At 57.7% G+C, this 16,953-nt stretch carries 12 protein-coding genes; 9 read left to right on the forward strand and 3 right to left on the reverse strand.

Going from position 1 to position 16,953, the window contains the following annotated elements; all coding sequences use genetic code 11:
• The first annotated feature begins 129 nt into the window (after nt 1–129).
• The 3 genes from ACZZZ4_RS15895 to ACZZZ4_RS15905 are packed head-to-tail and all read left to right on the forward strand — an operon-like array spanning nt 130 to nt 3,664.
• Complete coding sequence (locus ACZZZ4_RS15895; protein ID WP_463548201.1) at nt 130–2,280, forward strand: CHAT domain-containing protein; 2,151 nt, start codon at nt 130–132, stop codon at nt 2,278–2,280.
• Complete coding sequence (locus ACZZZ4_RS15900) at nt 2,280–2,699, forward strand: hypothetical protein (RefSeq protein WP_463548202.1); 420 nt, start codon at nt 2,280–2,282, stop codon at nt 2,697–2,699. Before ACZZZ4_RS15895 ends, ACZZZ4_RS15900 begins: the two co-directional genes overlap by 1 nt.
• Before the next feature lie 8 nt (nt 2,700–2,707).
• The gene (locus ACZZZ4_RS15905; protein WP_463548203.1) at nt 2,708–3,664 is read left to right on the forward strand and encodes an esterase/lipase family protein; all 957 of its coding nucleotides are present in this window, start codon (nt 2,708–2,710) and stop codon (nt 3,662–3,664) included.
• An 8-nt stretch (nt 3,665–3,672) separates the two neighbouring features.
• On the opposite strand, the gene ACZZZ4_RS15910 is transcribed toward ACZZZ4_RS15905, so the two are convergent.
• Both ACZZZ4_RS15910 and ACZZZ4_RS15915 read right to left on the reverse strand, forming a co-directional pair.
• Nucleotides 3,673–4,563, reverse strand: a complete 891-nt coding sequence (locus ACZZZ4_RS15910; RefSeq protein ID WP_463548204.1) for a hypothetical protein — start codon at nt 4,561–4,563, stop codon at nt 3,673–3,675.
• The gene (locus tag ACZZZ4_RS15915; RefSeq protein ID WP_463548205.1) at nt 4,563–5,474 is read right to left on the reverse strand and encodes a DMT family transporter; all 912 of its coding nucleotides are present in this window, start codon (nt 5,472–5,474) and stop codon (nt 4,563–4,565) included. The genes ACZZZ4_RS15910 and ACZZZ4_RS15915 overlap by 1 nt, the downstream gene beginning before the upstream one ends.
• Nucleotides 5,475–5,688: 214 nt before the next feature.
• Here ACZZZ4_RS15915 and aceK point away from each other — a divergent pair, with 214 nt between their 5' ends.
• The 5 genes from aceK to ACZZZ4_RS15940 all read left to right on the forward strand — a co-directional run bounded on the left by aceK (nt 5,689) and on the right by ACZZZ4_RS15940 (nt 13,955).
• Nucleotides 5,689–7,410, forward strand: coding sequence for a bifunctional isocitrate dehydrogenase kinase/phosphatase (gene aceK / locus ACZZZ4_RS15920; RefSeq protein WP_463548206.1), 1,722 nt, complete (start codon nt 5,689–5,691; stop codon nt 7,408–7,410).
• 135 nt (nt 7,411–7,545) lie between these two features.
• Nucleotides 7,546–11,457: an ATP-dependent RNA helicase HrpA gene (hrpA, locus tag ACZZZ4_RS15925; RefSeq protein ID WP_463548207.1), complete on the forward strand. Its 3,912-nt coding sequence runs from the start codon at nt 7,546–7,548 to the stop codon at nt 11,455–11,457.
• Nucleotides 11,458–11,856: 399 nt separating this feature from the next.
• On the forward strand, nt 11,857–12,978 hold the full coding sequence (locus tag ACZZZ4_RS15930) for a beta-ketoacyl-ACP synthase III (RefSeq protein WP_039760985.1): 1,122 nt from the start codon (nt 11,857–11,859) through the stop codon (nt 12,976–12,978).
• Nucleotides 12,979–13,113: 135 nt separating this feature from the next.
• A complete protein-coding gene (locus ACZZZ4_RS15935; RefSeq protein ID WP_415763366.1) occupies nt 13,114–13,725 on the forward strand; it encodes an RNA polymerase sigma factor in 612 nt (203 codons plus the stop codon).
• Nucleotides 13,719–13,955 carry an anti-sigma factor family protein gene (locus ACZZZ4_RS15940; RefSeq protein ID WP_463548208.1) on the forward strand — a complete coding sequence of 79 codons (237 nt, stop codon included), beginning with the start codon at nt 13,719–13,721 and terminating at the stop codon, nt 13,953–13,955. Before ACZZZ4_RS15935 ends, ACZZZ4_RS15940 begins: the two co-directional genes overlap by 7 nt.
• A 143-nt stretch (nt 13,956–14,098) precedes the next feature.
• Here ACZZZ4_RS15940 and ACZZZ4_RS15945 read toward each other — a convergent pair whose 3' ends face one another.
• Entirely contained in the window at nt 14,099–15,421 is a 1,323-nt protein-coding gene (locus ACZZZ4_RS15945; RefSeq protein ID WP_039760990.1) for a putative porin, read from the reverse strand.
• A gap of 281 nt (nt 15,422–15,702) precedes the next feature.
• Here ACZZZ4_RS15945 and ACZZZ4_RS15950 point away from each other — a divergent pair, with 281 nt between their 5' ends.
• Nucleotides 15,703–16,827: a GNAT family N-acetyltransferase gene (locus ACZZZ4_RS15950; protein WP_463548209.1), complete on the forward strand. Its 1,125-nt coding sequence runs from the start codon at nt 15,703–15,705 to the stop codon at nt 16,825–16,827.
• The last annotated feature ends 126 nt before the right edge of the window (nt 16,828–16,953 follow it).

Here is a 16,953-nt window from a genome sequence, read left to right on the forward strand (position 1 = left end):
GATAAGATGGTGGCAAATTGATGTTTGTTGTAGTGTCGTCGTTAAGGCTTGAACACGCGCCTGGTGATGGGTGAAGTCAGTTTCCATTTGAAATGGACGTCTTTTTTCAGTTGATGGACAAGGGAACAAATGTTTTTCGAAGATGAGTATTTGAAAAAGGGTGTTGTCTGGCTGAGTCCTGACAACTCTCCAGAGGCGCTATTGGCAGCATTCGCTGATCCGATAAACGATTTTGTAGTTCTTGCCAGTCGACTCGTGCATGGCAGAAAGGTCAAATTGTTGATTCGCGAGCGTTTGATTCGACTGTTACTCAAAACGCCGAAGTTGGATCTGATCATCAAGCGCAAATGGGAGCGGCTGCTGAAAAGCAAGCCGGCCATGCTGCCTGATTTCATTCAATTCCTGGAGACGGGGAAGACCAGAAGCAAAACAATGGCCTGGACCATGCCTTCACTGGACTGGAGCCTGCTGAAATTTGTCAATCACTGGTTTGGTAGCCCGGATCTGGTGCCAGTGACGGACTTTTATTCTGCTACTCGAAAATTTTCTGCAGGGCCACGCGTAATTGTCAGGGACGGCAATATCAGCGGCATCTATGAGGCACCACTCGAAAATTCCGGTTCCTCAATGTCGATCGGCAGGTCCGTGTATCGTGACTCTCCCGAGGTTGTATATCGAGAATTGCCACGGCTAGAAATACATCAAGATCTAGAGGTTTGTCCCTCAGATTTTCGGCGAGTTGTTCCACAACCGCAGACGCCTTCACCCTTTGTAGCCCACCCCCGCATCACGCCGTTAGATAATGCGGTTTACGGTCTGCCATTGCGTTTTGCCGTTGGGTTTTCAAAGAGTCCGGATGCGCATGCAGATGAGCAGAAGCGGATAAAAATTACTGATGCAAACCCGGGCGAAAAGATAACGGTATTTTTCAGTGCCGAAGGTGCATCAGTCGAAGACTCGTCGGTGTTTGATCTCGCTCTCGAGCTCGCGGCAGAGCATGTCTTCAGGCTTGTGCCACTTACGGGGACGGAAGAACTCGTTCTGCGTGCCAGTTATTTGTTCCGCGGTAAGCTTGTAGGCTGCATCGTGAAGATTATCGCTCTGAATGCGGAAACCAATGAGACATCGGAGTTAGATCCAGCGGTTACGAGTGTTCCCGATCCTCAAGTGTTTCCATTGAGTGATCCTACTGGTATTGCTGCGCCTGACATACATCTCTGGGTTCAAAAGGAAAAACCGGGATACATATCCTGGCGAGCCCATATTCCATCGTCGGCTGGAAATAAATCCATTGCTCCAGCACCTCAGAGTCTCGAGCATCCTGAAATGTTTGCGGCAAGTCTGGCGCTCATTCAAAGTCGGTTCGCAACCCATAGTTATTCCGGTATCTACGACGAGTTACGCGGCGTGGGCAGACAAATCGTGAATCTTATTCCCGATGAAATAATTGAAGCCTTGCGACATGCGCTTTCAGATGGCAGGTCACCCAGTATTCTTTTGGTCACCGACGTGCCATATGTGCCTTGGGAATTGGCGTATTTGAATCCAGAGGATTCAGGTCGAGAGTCAGGTGCGTTCCTGGGAGAACTGGTGATCATGGGACGCTGGTGGAGCGCACGCAATTGCCCTGCTCCTGCGTCCAGCGTTTCAGTTGAGGTTATCAGTGCATTGGCGAGTGGTTATGAGGGAAGCATGAGTCCACTTGCGCACGCGCTTAAAGAGCGCGAGATGTTGTGCCGGGATTACAACGCCAGGAGCATTGACGCACGGTTACCTGATGTTGAAGCATGGCTTGACGCAAAACCTCATCAATCCGGGCATCTGGTGCATGTCGCGCTGCATGGATATGCTGATGACAGCAATGACTCCTACATATTGAAGCTTGAAGACAATGAACAGCTGACTCCCTATCGATTCGCCGGGTTCGCTGAAAACAACATCCCACGTTTTGCAGCGGTTTTCCTTAATGCTTGCCAAGTGGGGGGCGCAGGTCAAAAGCTGGGTTTTCTCAGCGGTTTTCCTGGTGCAGTGGCGGAGGCCGGAACTCAGGCTTTCATCGCACCATTGTGGGAAGTGAAGGACGAGAGTGCATTGAAAGTCGCCGAGACTTTTTATCGGAACTCGTTCGGTGATCCACAGAAAACCGTCGGAGAAATTTTTCGGGATATACGTGCAACGGCACAGGATAGTTGTGGCATTACACCCTTTGCCTACATGTTCTACGGCCATCCGCTGTTACGTCTTACAAAATCTCCAATTGTGAATGATGAGTCAGAATAATGAGCACGTTGATTACGGGAGCCCCTTTCCCAGTGAGGCTTGGTGGTACTTTCTTCAGTGTAATGGCGCCTGGATGCAAAGGCTCCGTGGCGGTAGTTGACTCCAAGGCAACAAATCGATCGGGATTCAGAAAAATTCCTCTTGTATCCGTCGCACCAGAAGCGGAGATCAAGGTGTTGGCCCATCTGGAGATAGAGTTGAACCCAGCCATCGGTCAGCAATCAGGTAGTCGAGGTGTGGGAGGGACTGAGCCTGAGTTGATAGTTCCGGTAGCGGCCGGAAACAGCTATGCGATCCTCTGCACAGATGAGTTTGATCAGTCGGTCTGGATGTTTCCTAAGACATTGTCGGCGCAGCAAGTCACATTTTCTTTGCCTATGAGCGAGGCAACAAGCAGTTCTGGCAACCGGGGGTTGTGACAAGAACCATGCGCAGTCTGGTTAGCGTTGTTTCTTGGGCGGTTGCCCCTGCTATTGGTAATGCTGCTCGGACGATGGTCGCTAAGTGGGAGGATAGTAAGCGTCCGTACGGAATTTTTCAGGTAAAAGCCGATGGTACCTTGAGCGAACCTGATTGGAGTGTCATCACTTCCGGCCCCGCCTTGTTGCTGATCCATGGCACATTCAGTACCCCGCAAGTTGGTTTCGCCGGGTGGCTGGGTAGCTCTTCTTTTCATGCTCTGGCAGAACGATATGGCGGTCGTGTTCTGGCATTTGCGCATCCGTCTTTATCTGCCAGTCCTCAAGAGAACGTTGATTGGTTGCTCGCGCAACTGCCTGAGCACATCAAGGCGGACACGATTTTCGATATTGTCAGCCACAGCCGGGGTGGTCTTGTCGCACGGGAGCTGGTCAGTCGAGGTGACGCTGCACCGAAAATCGCTAGGGTTTGCCTTGTGGGAACGCCGAATGACGGTACTCCACTGGCTGATGTTCAGCACTGGACGACGTTCCTGAATACGCACACTTCGTTGTTGAATGTATTGCCTGACAGCTCGGTAACAGTGCTGATGGAGGGCTTGCTGTGTCTTGTAAAAATACTTGGCAGCAGCCTGGCGGGAGGATTGCCAGGGCTGGCGGCGATGGATCCTGGGTCGCAATGGCTCCGTGAATGCAATACAGTCGGTGCTTCAACTGCCTGGTACACCATTGGGGCCGCGTATCAACCTGATCTTTCGAGTAAAAATATGCTAGGTCGCTTCAATAACCAAGCCATTCAGGGATTCTTTGCTGCCACCAATGATCTGGTTGTACCCACCGAGGGTTGTCATCGATCGATCTATCCGCCGGCGGATACTTTCATACCGAATGGGGGGCTCATCAACCATTGCAATTATTTTGAGTTCGAGGATGTCCAGACTCGACTGACGACGTGGTTGAGCTGAGCGAGTCTTCAATCTTTGAAGTGAGTTTGAAAGTGTCTATGGATGTCCTGCTTGAGCATTACCACATTGTTTTGGTTCTGCATGAGCTCAGCTAGGCTCAGTAGAACCTTTTCACTCTTGAGGACCTTCTCGTACAGCTCTCGGAGTTGGTCCTCCGACTGATCTGGAGCAAGGGGAGGGCCTTCCAGAAATTTCTCAAACGTTGGAATTTTTTTCACGACCGAAGCGGGGTCAGTCCGATTGATGAGCAAGATACTGATCAGCGATAACGCGAGGTCGTACTCGGTATAAAGTGTGAAACTTTCGAACGAAGCATTTTCATCATAAGGCAGTGTGTTCTTCAGTAGAAGCAAATCGTAAAGCGTGGCGAGATCAAGAATAATGTCCTTGGAGCAAATTTTTTCTTCGTAACCTATGAGTGCAAAAAAGGGCGATTTACGCTGTTGTTTGAGGATCAGATTTTCGATCCGGAAGGAATGGCAGGCCGCGAGAACTATCGTCAGGTAGCCCTGACATGCGACATTGATCCCGCGAAACAGATCGATCAGGTCCACCCAAGTGATCAATTCATGTTTGCTGCTTTCCAAGATGATCCCTAGGCCGAGTTCACTTCCATGAGTCTCGAGATGGATTATCGGGACGACTCCATTTTTGCACTCGCCCTGAATGTCCTTGAGCAATCTGATGAGGTGCTGTTTGGATTTTAAAGTGACTGAAACCGGAACAACATCAGGCTCTCCCGACTTGCGCCGTTCGATGTTGACACTGATGACGATGTGCTCATGGATATGTTCGGCAGTGTCATTTTCTTCTGGTCCCAAAGATTTGAAGATGAAGATTTTGTTGCTTGGTGCTGCGGACAACCGGCGGTAACTGAAGAAATCGCTGTCGGCCTTCATTAAGCAGCTTCCTTACGTTTCATGGCGAGTGTCTTGGCAGGTTTCAAAACCAGCCACAGCGCAATCGCAATCAACACCCCGCCATAGATGTGCGCCATCGACAACGGCTCATCCAGCAACAACGCCCCCCACAGCACGCCGAACGGCGGGATCATGAAGGTCACGGTCATCGATTTCACCGGGCCGATCGAGCTGAGCAGGCGGAAATAGATGATGTAGGCAAACGCCGTGCAACCCAGGCCCAGGCCGAGCAGCGACAGCCAGACCTGCCAGCCGCCCCAGCTGACCGGCGGCGCAGTGATGGTGCTGTAGGCGAACAACGGCAGCAAAAACAACGTCGCCCCGAGCATGCTGCCCAATGCCGACAAACGGCTGTCCAGGCCACCGGCCTGATCCAGCCAGCGCCGTGCGAGGAATCCGGCAAAGCCGTAGCAAGTGGTCGCCAGCAGGCAGGCGACCGCGCCCATCAGCAGTTGCAGATCGAAGGCTACGGGACCGGCACGCGTCAGCACACCGACGCCGAACAGACCGAGGAACACGCCGCTGAGCTTGGCCGCCGTGAGCTTTTCGCTGAAGAACAAACCGCCAATCAACACGCCCATCAGCGGCGTCGTGGCGTTGAAGATCGCCGAATAGCCGGCAGGCAATACCTGGGCGGCAACCGAATACAGCGTCGCCGGAATCCCCGAGTTGATTACGCCCAGCAGCATCACGGTCTTCAGCTTGCCCTTGAAATCCCAGCTGATGCGCATCAGCCCGAGTATCACCAGCAGCCCGGCGGCCGCGATCGACACGCGAAAGAACCCGGTCGGGACCGTGCCGATCACCGGGGCAATGATGCGCATGAACAGAAAACTCGCGCCCCAGATAGCGGCCAGCGACAACATGCGGAAAATATCGACAGGGCTCACGGCGGGCTCCTTCCTTGATCGGGACGAGAGTGTTGCCGAGCGTCCGGATCATGGCAACCGCTATTCGGGCTTTTAATTCTGCTTGCCGATGCATCGGCACGAGAAACCCCGTCAACGGTCAACCCCGTATCGGTTTTGGCAGAAATTGCGCTTTTCCTGCGAGCGCTTCCGTGACTAAGCTCAAACGAATCGATTTCCCGCCGAGGTTTCATTTATGTCGCAGCAATGGCCAGCCACCGAGATCGCCCGGATGATCCTCGCCGGCTTCGACGATTACCGCGAGCATTTCCGCCGCATCACCGATGGCGCGCGGGAGCGCTTCGAACAGGCGCGGTGGCAGGAGGCGCAGGCCGCCTCGGCGGCGCGGATCAGTCTGTATGAGGAAAAAGTTGGCGAAACCGTCGCTCGCCTGCGCGAGTATTTCGACGAAGAAACCCTGATGAACGTCAGCTGCTGGCCGCTGGTGAAAAGCGCCTACATCAGTGTGATCGACCTGCGCTTCGACGATGAGCTGTCCGAAACCTGGTACAACTCGATTTTCTGCGGGCTGTTCAGCCACGACCTGATCAGCGACGGCTGCATGTTCATCCACACCACGCGCCCGAGCCTGCGCCGGGCCCGCGCTGCGCAAACCCGCACCTATAAGCCGCAGGGCCAGTTGTCCGCCATGCTCGCCAGTATCTTCGCCGACTACCGCTTCAGCGAAGATTACGCCGATTTGCCTGGCGACCTGCTGCGGCTCGAAGCGCAATTGCGCGAGAACCTGCCGGACTGGGTGTGCAAGGACCCGGAGCTAAGCGTCGAGCTGTTTTCTTCGGTGCTCTATCGCAACAAAGGCGCGTATCTGGTCGGACGCATTTACACCCGCGATGAGCAATGGCCGTTGGTGATTCCGCTGTTGCACCGCGAAGGAAGGGGCATTCAGATCGATGCGTTGATCACCGACGAAGCCGATGTGTCGATCATCTTCTCTTTCACCCGTTCGTATTTCATGGTCGATGTACCGGTGCCGGCGGAGTTCATCGGTTTTCTGCGACGCATTCTGCCGGGCAAGCACATCGCCGAGCTGTACACCTCGATCGGCTTCTACAAGCACGGCAAGTCGGAGTTCTACCGCGCGCTGATCAATCACCTGGCCAACACTGACGATCAGTTCATCATGGCCCCGGGCGTGCGCGGCATGGTCATGAGCGTGTTCACCCTGCCGGGTTTCAACACCGTATTCAAAATCATCAAGGACCGTTTCTCACCGTCGAAGAACGTCGATCGCGCCACGGTGATCGAAAAGTATCGTCTGGTGAAAAGCGTTGATCGGGTCGGACGTATGGCCGATACCCAGGAATTTGCCGATTTTCGTTTTCCGCTGAGCAAATTCGATCCGGCGTGTCTGGAGGAACTGCTAGAGGTCGCGCCATCCACGGTTTCGGTCGAAGGCGAAACCGTGCTGATCCGCCACTGCTGGACCGAGCGGCGGATGACCCCACTCAACCTGTATCTGGAAAACGCCAACGACGCGCAAGTGCGCGAAGCGCTGGAAGATTACGGTCTGGCGATCAAGCAATTGGCGGCGGCAAATATCTTTCCCGGCGACATGCTGCTGAAAAACTTCGGCGTCACCCGCCACGGGCGCGTGGTGTTTTACGACTACGACGAAATCTGCTTCCTGACCGAAGCCAACTTCCGCCACATCCCGCAACCGCGCACGCCGGAGGATGAAATGGCCTCTGAGCCGTGGTACTCGATCGGACCGCTGGACGTGTTCCCCGAAGAGTTTCCGCCGTTCCTGTTTGCCGATGCCGGACAGCGCAAGTTGTTCGATCAGTTGCACGGCGAGTTGTATAACGCCGATTACTGGAAGGGCTTGCAGGCGGCGATTCGGGCGGGGAAGGTGATTGACGTCTTCCCATATCGGCGCAAAGGGCGGGATAACGAATAACAGCAGCTGCAAGCGGCAAGCTACAAGCTGCAAGTTAAAAGCCTCAGTGACTTGCGGCTTGTAGCTTGGCGCTTGCAGCTGCTTTTCTGCGACAATCCGCCCCCTGCATAAACAGACGACCGAATTGCCTACCCGATGACCGACGAATCGCCCTCCATCGACAAACTGCTGAAAAACCTCGATCACGCCATGCTCGCTGACCGTCATCGGCTGCGGCGGCAGTTGCTTGAGCTGCGCAAGAAACCCGACGAGGCCAAACTGGCGCAGTGGATAGCGCGGATGCAGGCGTCCTGTGATCAGGTGGCGGCGCGCCGTGCGAGCCTGCCGGTGATTCGTTACGACGACAATTTGCCGATTGCGGCCAAGCGCGACGAGATCAAAACGGCCCTGGAGCAACATCAGGTGCTGATCATCGCCGGCGAAACTGGCTCGGGTAAAACCACTCAGCTGCCGAAGATCTGTCTGGAAATCGGGCGTGGCCAGCATGGTCTGATCGGCCACACCCAGCCGCGTCGGATCGCCGCGCGCAGCGTCGCCAGCCGCGTTGCCGAAGAACTCGGCACGCCCCTCGGTGCGCTGGTCGGCTATCAGGTGCGGTTTGAAGATCAAAGCGATTCCAACACCCTGATCAAACTGATGACCGACGGCATTCTGCTGGCGGAAACTCAGAACGATCGTTATCTGGAACGCTACGACACGATCATCGTCGACGAAGCCCACGAACGCAGCCTCAATATCGACTTCCTCCTCGGCTACCTGAAAACACTGCTGCCGCGTCGCCCGGATCTGAAGGTCATCATCACCTCGGCGACCATCGATCTGGAGCGCTTCTCCAAGCATTTCGATGATGCGCCGATTGTCGAAGTGTCCGGTCGCACGTTCCCGGTGGAAACCTGGTATCGGCCGTTGACGCTGGAGCAGGACGAAGAGGGCAACCGGGTCGAGGACGACCTCACGGTCGATCAGGCGATCCTCGCCACCCTCGACGAAATCGCCGCCTACGAGCGCAGCGAACGCCGCAGTCCGGGTGATGTGCTGGTGTTCCTGCCCGGTGAGCGCGAGATTCGCGACGCCGCCGATATGCTGCGCAAGGCCCAGCTCAAGCACACCGAAATCCTGCCGCTGTACGCGCGCCTGTCGCCGGCTGAACAGCAGCGGATTTTCCAGTCGCACCCGGGCCGCCGCGTCGTGCTGGCGACCAACGTCGCCGAAACCTCGCTGACCGTGCCGGGCATTCGCTACGTGATCGACAGCGGCACTGCGCGCATCAGCCGTTACAGCTATCGGGCCAAGGTCCAACGCTTGCCGATCGAAGCGATTTCCCAGGCCAGCGCCAATCAACGTAAAGGTCGTTGCGGGCGGGTTGAGCCGGGCATCTGCGTGCGGTTGTACAGCGAAGAGGATTTCCTCGGTCGTCCAGAATTTACCGACCCGGAAATTCTGCGTACCAACCTCGCCGCCGTTATTTTGCAGATGCTCCATCTGCGTCTCGGCGAAATTACTGCGTTTCCGTTTATCGAGCCGCCGGACGGCAAGGCGATCAGTGACGGTTTCAACCTGCTGCAAGAGCTTTCCGCAGTCGATCGCAACAGTCAGCTGACGCCACTCGGTCGCCAGTTGGCGCGCTTGCCGGTCGACCCGCGCATGGGCCGCATGCTCCTCGAAGCGGCCAAGCTCGGTAGTCTGCAGGAAGTGCTGATCGTCGCCAGCGCCATGTCGATTCAGGACCCGCGCGAGCGTCCGCCGGAGCGTCAGCAAGCGGCGGATCAGGCCCACGCGCAATGGAAGGATCCGGATTCCGACTTCGCCGGGCTGGTCAATCTGTGGCGTGGTTTTGAAGAGCAACGCCAGGCGCTGACCGCCAATCCGCTGCGCAATTGGTGCCGGAAGAATTTCCTCAACTATTTGCGTCTGCGCGAGTGGCGTGATTCGCATCGTCAGTTGAGCCTGATCTGCCGCGACATGCAGTTGAGTCTGAATAAAGAGCCGGCGGATTATCCGAAGCTGCACAAAGCGGTGCTGGTCGGCTTGCTCAGCCAGATCGGCCAGAAAACCGAAGACGGCGATTACCTCGGCGCCCGCCAACGGCGCTTCTGGATTCATCCGTCGTCGGGCATCGGCAAGAAGCGCCCGCAGTGGCTGATGACCGCTGAGCTGGTGGAAACCACCAAGCTTTACGCGCGCATGGTCGCCAAGATCGACGCCGACTGGATCGAACCGCTGGCCGGACACCTGATCAAGAAGAACCACTTCGAGCCGCATTGGGAAAAGAAGCGCGGCCAGGTCGTCGCCTACGAGCAGATCACCCTGTTCGGTCTGATCGTCGTCGGTCGCCGCCCGGTGCATTACGGCCCGGTCGATCCGGTGGTATCCCGTGAGCTGTTTATCCGCGAAGGCTTGGTGCGCGGCGAGATTCAGTCGCGGGCCAAATGCCTGAGCGCCAATCAAAAACTGCTGGAGCAGCTCGACGAACTGGAGGCCAAGGCTCGCCGTCGCGATATTCTCGCCGACGAAGAAACTTTGTACGCCTTCTACGATGCACGTCTGCCGGCGGAGATCCACCAGACCGCGACCTTCGACAGTTGGTACAAGGTCAACAGCCAGAAAGATCCGCAGCTGTTGATCATGCGCGAAGAAGATGTGTTGGCCCGCGAGGCCAGTGAAGTCACCGCCCGTGATTACCCGGACACGTTGCACATTGGCGATCTGGAACTGGCGCTGACCTACCATTTCGAACCCAATCACCCGCGCGACGGCGTGACCTTGCGCGCGCCGGCGCCGCTGCTGCCGATGCTGCCGCCGGAGCGTCTGGAATGGTTGGTACCGGGCCTGATCGAGGCCAAGTGCATTGCTCTGGTGCGCAACCTGCCGAAAGCCCTGCGCAAGAACTTCGTGCCGGTGCCGGACTTCATCAAGGCCGCGTTGCAGCGCATGACTTTCGCCGAAGGTTCGCTGCCGCAAGCGCTCGGTCGCGAGCTGCTGCGCATGACCGGCGCGCGGGTCAGCGATGAAGCGTGGTCGGAAGCGGCGCAGCAGGTTGAGAGCCATCTGCGCATGAACCTGGAAATCGTCGATGGCCAGGGCAAGTTCCTTGGCGAGGGCCGCGATCTGGCTGAGCTGACCGCACGCTTCGCCGAAGCCAGCCAGGCCGCGCTGGCGGTGCCGCAGAGTGCGAAAAGTCAGCAACCGGTCGAGGCAAAAGTCTTTGCCCCGGTGGCGGAAAAGACCCAGCAGAAGATCGCCGGGCTGTCGATGACGGTGTACCCGGCGCTGGTGGAAGAGGGCGGCGCGGTCAAGGAAGGGCGCTTCTCGACCCCGGCCGAAGCCGAGTTCCAGCATCGTCGGGCCTTGCAGCGCTTGCTCATGCAGCAACTGGCCGAGCCGGCTAAATTCCTCCGGGGCAAGTTGCCCGGGCAGACTGAACTGGGCTTGCTGTATCGCGAACTGGGCCGGGTCGATGCGCTGGTCGAAGACATTCTGCTGGCCAGCCTCGACAGCTGCATTCTCGAAGGCGAAGACCCGTTGCCCCGGGATGGCGCCGGATTGGCGGCATTGGCCGAGCGCAAACGCGGCGACTGGACCGAGCACGCCGAACGTGTCGCGCGGCTGACTTTGGAAATCCTCAAGATCTGGCACGGTCTGCAAAAGCGCTTCAAGGGCAAGATCGATCTGGCGCAAGCGGTGGCACTCAACGACATCAAGCAGCAGATCGGCAATCTGGTCTATCCGGGCTTCGTTCGCGAAACGCCGATGCAGTGGCTCAAGGAGTTGCCGCGTTACCTGAAAGCGGTCGAGCAGCGTTTCGAGAAACTTGGCGCACAAGTGCAGAAAGATCGGGTCTGGAGCGGCGAACTCGCTGGCCTGTGGGCGCAATATCAGGCCCGCGCGGCCAAGCATGCGCAGGAAGGCAAGCGCGATCCGCAACTGGAGTTGTACCGCTGGTGGCTGGAGGAATACCGCGTGTCGCTGTTTGCCCAACAATTGGGCACCAAAGTGCCGATTTCTGACAAGCGCCTGAGCAAACAGTGGAGCCAGGTCGAGCCTTGACCTGCAGCCATACACAATCCCCCTGTGGAAGTGGTCTTTGTGGCGAGGGGATTTATCCCCGTTGGGTGGCGAAGCCGCCCCAAAATCTACGCCTCGGTTCATCAGATACCGAGCGTGGTGGGTTAGCGACTGCTTCGCAGTCGAACGGGGATAAATCCCCTCGCCACAGAGTTGAGTTCATGGAGTGAATGGCAGTTGTGCTTGAGAACGGCGCCAAAACCTCGGGTTTATGGCAAACTTCGCCACCATAACCCGCCGTTTCGCGACCCAGAGCCTTCGCCGTGTCGCGCTGCGCAATAAAACGATGCCAGGTTTGCGTCCCCCGGATGGGAATAGACCCTTTGCGTGTTGGTACGACGGTTCCAGCACTTTCTGCCTGAACAAATTAGAGAAACGACCATGCATAACGTCGTCATCAGCGGCACCGGCCTGTACACACCGGCCAACAGCATCTCCAACGAAGAGCTGGTGCAGTCTTTCAATACCTATGTCGCCCAGTTCAACGCCGATAACGCCGAGGCCATTGCCAGCGGCGAAGTCCAGGCCCTGACCGAATCCAGCGCTGCGTTCATCGAAAAAGCCTCGGGCATCAAGAGTCGCTTTGTCATGGACAAGGACGGCATTCTCGATCCGCTGCGCATGGCCCCGCGCCTGCCCGAGCGTTCCAATGATGAATGGTCGGTGCTCTGCCAAATGGCTGTCGGCGCTGCCGAACAAGCCCTGCAACGTGCCGGCAAAACCGCCGCCGATATCGACGGTGTGATCGTTGCTTGCTCCAACCTGCAACGTGCCTACCCGGCCATCGCCATCGAAGTCCAGGAAGCACTGGGCATTCAGGGTTTCGGCTTCGACATGAACGTGGCGTGTTCTTCGGCCACTTTCGGCATCCAGGCCGCCGCCAACAGCGTGCAACTGGGCCAGGCGCGGGCGATCCTGATGGTCAATCCGGAAGTCTGCACCGGGCACCTGAACTTCCGTGATCGCGACAGCCATTTCATCTTCGGCGATGCCGCGACTGCGGTGATCATCGAACGCGCGGATCTGGCGACCTCCGAGTTTCAGTTCGACGTGGTCAGCACCAAACTGCTGACCAAGTTCTCCAACAACATCCGCAACAACTTCGGCTTCCTCAACCGCGCGGCAGAAGAGGGCATCGGTGCCCGCGACAAGCTGTTCGTCCAGGAAGGCCGCAAGGTGTTCAAGGATGTCTGCCCGATGGTCGCCGAGCTGATTGGCGAGCACCTGGAAGAGAACCAGCTCAACGTTGGCGACGTGAAGCGTTTCTGGCTGCACCAGGCCAACCTGAGCATGAACCACCTGATCGTGCGCAAGCTGCTCGGCCGCGAAGCCACCGAAGAAGAAGCGCCGGTGATTCTCGACAGCTACGCCAACACCAGCTCGGCCGGTTCGGTCATCGCCTTTCACAAATATCAGGATGATCTGGCCTCAGGATCGCTGGCGGTACTCAGTTCGTTCGGCGCCGGTTACTCGATTGGTAGCGTGTTGCTGCGCAAACGCTGAAACAGGTTAATTTCCCCTTAATCGCGTCGATCTTTCCTACATTCGAAGCGGCTGAAACGCTGTAATTTTTCGGACATCGCGGCAGGTGAGCACCTGCCGCGTTCATTTTCGAAGTCCGGACAAGGGGATTGATGGATGGCGGCTGACGACAACCAACTGCTCACGCGCCTGCTGGCGGGGGAGCAAAAGGCTTTCAAGGAACTGGTCACCACGTATCAGAGCGCGATGCGCGCGGTGGCTTACGCGATTGTCGGCCAGCGTCATGTCGAAGAAGTGGTGCAGGATGCCTGGCTGTCGGTGGTGCGCCATCTGGCCAGTTTCGAAGGCCGCTCCAGCCTCAAGACCTGGTTGCTGACCATCACCGCCAATTCGGCCAAGAGCCGCTACAAGCTCAATCGCCGGGAAGTCCTGCTCGACGACCTGCCATCGCCCCACGGCACCATCGGTGACGATCGCTTCTCTTCCAGCGATGGTCACTGGCTGGTCGCGCCGTTCGCCTGGCACCAGGACACCCCCGAAGCGCTGCTCACCGAAAACGAACTGCGCGAATGCCTCGAACACACCTTGCTGAGTTTGTCCGAGTTGCAGAGCAGTGTTCTGCTGCTGCGCGAACGCCAGGGCCTGGAGCTGGAAGAGATCTGTAATCTTCTGGAGATCTCGCTCTCCAATGTCCGCGTGCTGCTGCACCGGGCACGCTTGAAGGTTTTTGCGACCGTGGAACATTTTGAGGAGACAGGAGAATGCTGACCTGCAAGGAGCAAGTGGCACGATCCAGCGATTATCTCGATGGCCAACTGAGCTTTCGCGAGACGCTGATGGTGCGTCATCACCTGTTGTTCTGCCCCAACTGCCGGCGCTTCATGCGGCAGATGCGCGTGATGCAGTCAACCCTGAAGGCGCTGCCGGAAAAACCGGAAGAGGGAGTGGATGCTTTGGCTGAACGCCTGGCGGCGCAGAGGCGCGACGACAGTCCTTGAAAGAGTCAGCCCGGGGCAGCGTCAGCGAACGGATGATGGGGATCGCTGGCATTGCACCGGGCTGCAGGACATCAGCTTCGAACGACAAGTCGCAAGGGGAGCGGTGACTTGCAGCTTGTCGCTCGAAGCTTGCAGCTGTTTTCCTAGAACTTCGCTTCAGCGTCCAGCTGCAGGGTGTTGGCGTCGGCATCGCGCTGGCCACGGCTGGCGAAGTCGGCCTTGGTCAGGAAGTACGTGGCGCCGACGGCGAAGTTCTTGTCGATGTCGTAACCGACCTTGAACTTGTGCCCGCGCGAACCGGTGGTGCCGTTGGCGAAGTCGGAGTCGGTGAAGGCGCCGACCACGGCGTTGCGCTGCACGTCGCGATAGTTGTAGTCGAGGTTGAAACCGAACACTTTCGACTTGGCACCGAGCAACCATGCAGTGTCCTGATCGGTCACGGCATCGTTGTTCTTCACGTACTGGCCGTAGAACGACAGTGGCATTGGCAGGCCGCCGATGTCGATCTGGCTGAACCCTTCATACAGACGGAATTCGTTGTTCGCCGAGTTGCCGTTGACCGCCAGTGCACACGGCGTCGAGGTGCCTGTGCAGCGGCTGTCTTCGTCGTTCTGGTAGGCGTAGACGCTGCCGCCCAAGGTCATTTTCAGGTTGTCGGTGATGTTGAAGCGGCTGCCCAACTGGCCAGCGGTCAGGCGCAGGTCGTGGCGGAATTGCACGCCGTCGCCGTCAACATTGTCCTTGAGGTTGTAGTTACCCAGGCTGCCGAACAGTTCGGCGCTACCGCCCAGTGGATACTTGTAGGTAACGGCCAGACCTTCCGGGTTGATGTCGCTGTCCCAGATCACGTCGCCCATGCTGACCCACGGTTGCAGCATCTTGCCGCCGATCACGTGCAGGTTCTTGATCTGATCCGGGTGGTAGTCGATGTAGCCGAGGTCGAGCCAGATCTGCTTCTTGTCGAAGTAGTTGTCCTGATCCTGGTTGGTCGAGCGCGCGTCGTCGCCACCGCCAGTGGCGATACGGATGCCGGTGTCGACTTGCGGGTTGATCTCGGTGTAGGCGCCCAGACGCGCACGGATGCGCTGGCGATCCTTGTCGCGGCCGCCGTTGTTTGGCTCGCCGTCGATCTTGATGGTTTCCTGACGGATACGTACATCGCCCTTGAACTGAGTCTTGGCCGCCCAGGCCAGTTTCTGGTCGAACAGGCTCTGTTCGTTGGTCTTCTTCGCGACCGCCGCCACTTGTTCGTTGGTTTCCTGCTGCGCCTGTTGGGCGATTTGCTGAGCCTTCTGATCCTTGGCCAGTTCTGTTTGCAGCTCGATGTACTGCGCCTGGGAAATCGACCCGTTGGCCTTGAGCATGTCGAGCAGTTTGGCGTCGACTGCAGCACTGGCCGGAACGCTCATGGCCAGCAACAAGCCGCCGCACAGGGCCGCTGCAGTTTTCGTGGAAGCAAGACGCATAGCAATCTCCGAAGATGAAGGGGATGGCTGAACCATCCTGGGCACAACCGGCCTGAAGGCCGGAAAACTGTGTCCGGGTTAGAACCCGGCGCTCTAAAAACAGGCGCCAGTATCGCGATGGTTTATGACAGAGCGGTGGCACAGTGATGGCAGGTTGATGACGATGCGTATCGAGCGTGAACTATCGACCTAGAGCGCTGTCGGCCGATTGAGCGTGTGCAACCGGGCCGCGATCAGCGATACTCGCCGGGCTTTGTCGCCAAGCTGTGGAGTGCCAGTGAATGCCGTTGCAACGCCTGCAAGACCTGTCAGAAATCGCCCCGGCAAGCTGGGATGCGCTGGTGCCGGACAACCAGCCGTTTCTGCGTCACGCCTTCCTCAGCGCGCTGGAAGACAGCGGCAGTGTCGGCCCGCATTCAGGCTGGCAGCCCGAACATTTACTGCATATCGAAGATGATCGACTGATCGCCGCGCTGCCCAGTTACCGCAAATGGCACTCCTACGGCGAGTACGTCTTCGATCACGGCTGGGCCGACGCCTGCGCCCGTGCCGGCATCGATTACTACCCCAAACTGTTGACCGCCGTGCCGTTCAGTCCAGTCAGCGGGCCGCGCTTGCTGGCGGCAACAGTGGAGGACGGTTTCGAGTTGCTGAAAAGCCTGCCGGGCTATTTGCAGATCGAAGAACTTTCCAGCGCGCACATCAACTTCACCGATCCGTTTACCGACGCGGCGATGGCGGAACAGCCGGGCTGGCTGCAGCGCATCGGCTGTCAGTATCACTGGCAAAACCGTGGTTACCGCGACTTTCAGGATTTCCTCGACGCCCTCAGCTCACGCAAGCGCAAACAGATGCGCAAGGAACGCGAGCAAGTGGCGGGGCAGGGCTTTGAGTTCGAGTGGTTGCAGGGGCGTGAGCTGGACGAGGCACAGTGGGACTTTGTTTACGCCTGCTATGCCAATACTTACGCGGTGCGGCGGCAGGCGCCGTATCTGACGCGGGAGTTCTTCAGTCTACTGGCTGAACGCATGCCCGAAGCGATTCGCGTGGTCCTGGCCAAACAGGGCTCACGGCCGGTGGCGATGGCGTTCAGTCTGGTCGGTGGCGACAGTTTCTACGGCCGTTATTGGGGCTGCCTGGCCGAGTTTGATCGGCTGCATTTCGAGACGTGTTTTTATCAGGGCATGGATTACGCGATTGCCCATGGCATCCAGCGTTTCGATGCCGGGGCGCAGGGCGAGCACAAGTTGATTCGCGGCTTCGAACCGGTGATCACCCATTCCTGGCACTACCTGCGCCATCCGGGGTTGAAAGCGGCGGTAAAGGATTTTCTCCAGCAAGAGCGTGCCGGGGTTCTGGCCTACGCCGAAGAGGCCCGGACAGCGTTGCCCTATCGCCAAACGTAGTTCCAGATCCCCTGTGGGAGCGAGCCTGCTCGCGAAGGCGGTGTGTCAGTTAACGCTGATCGTTCCCACGCTCTGCGTGGGAATGCCTCAAGGGACGCGGAGCGTCCAGTGACGCGGAGCGTCACG

This window comes from Pseudomonas sp. AC252 (assembly GCF_979258105.1).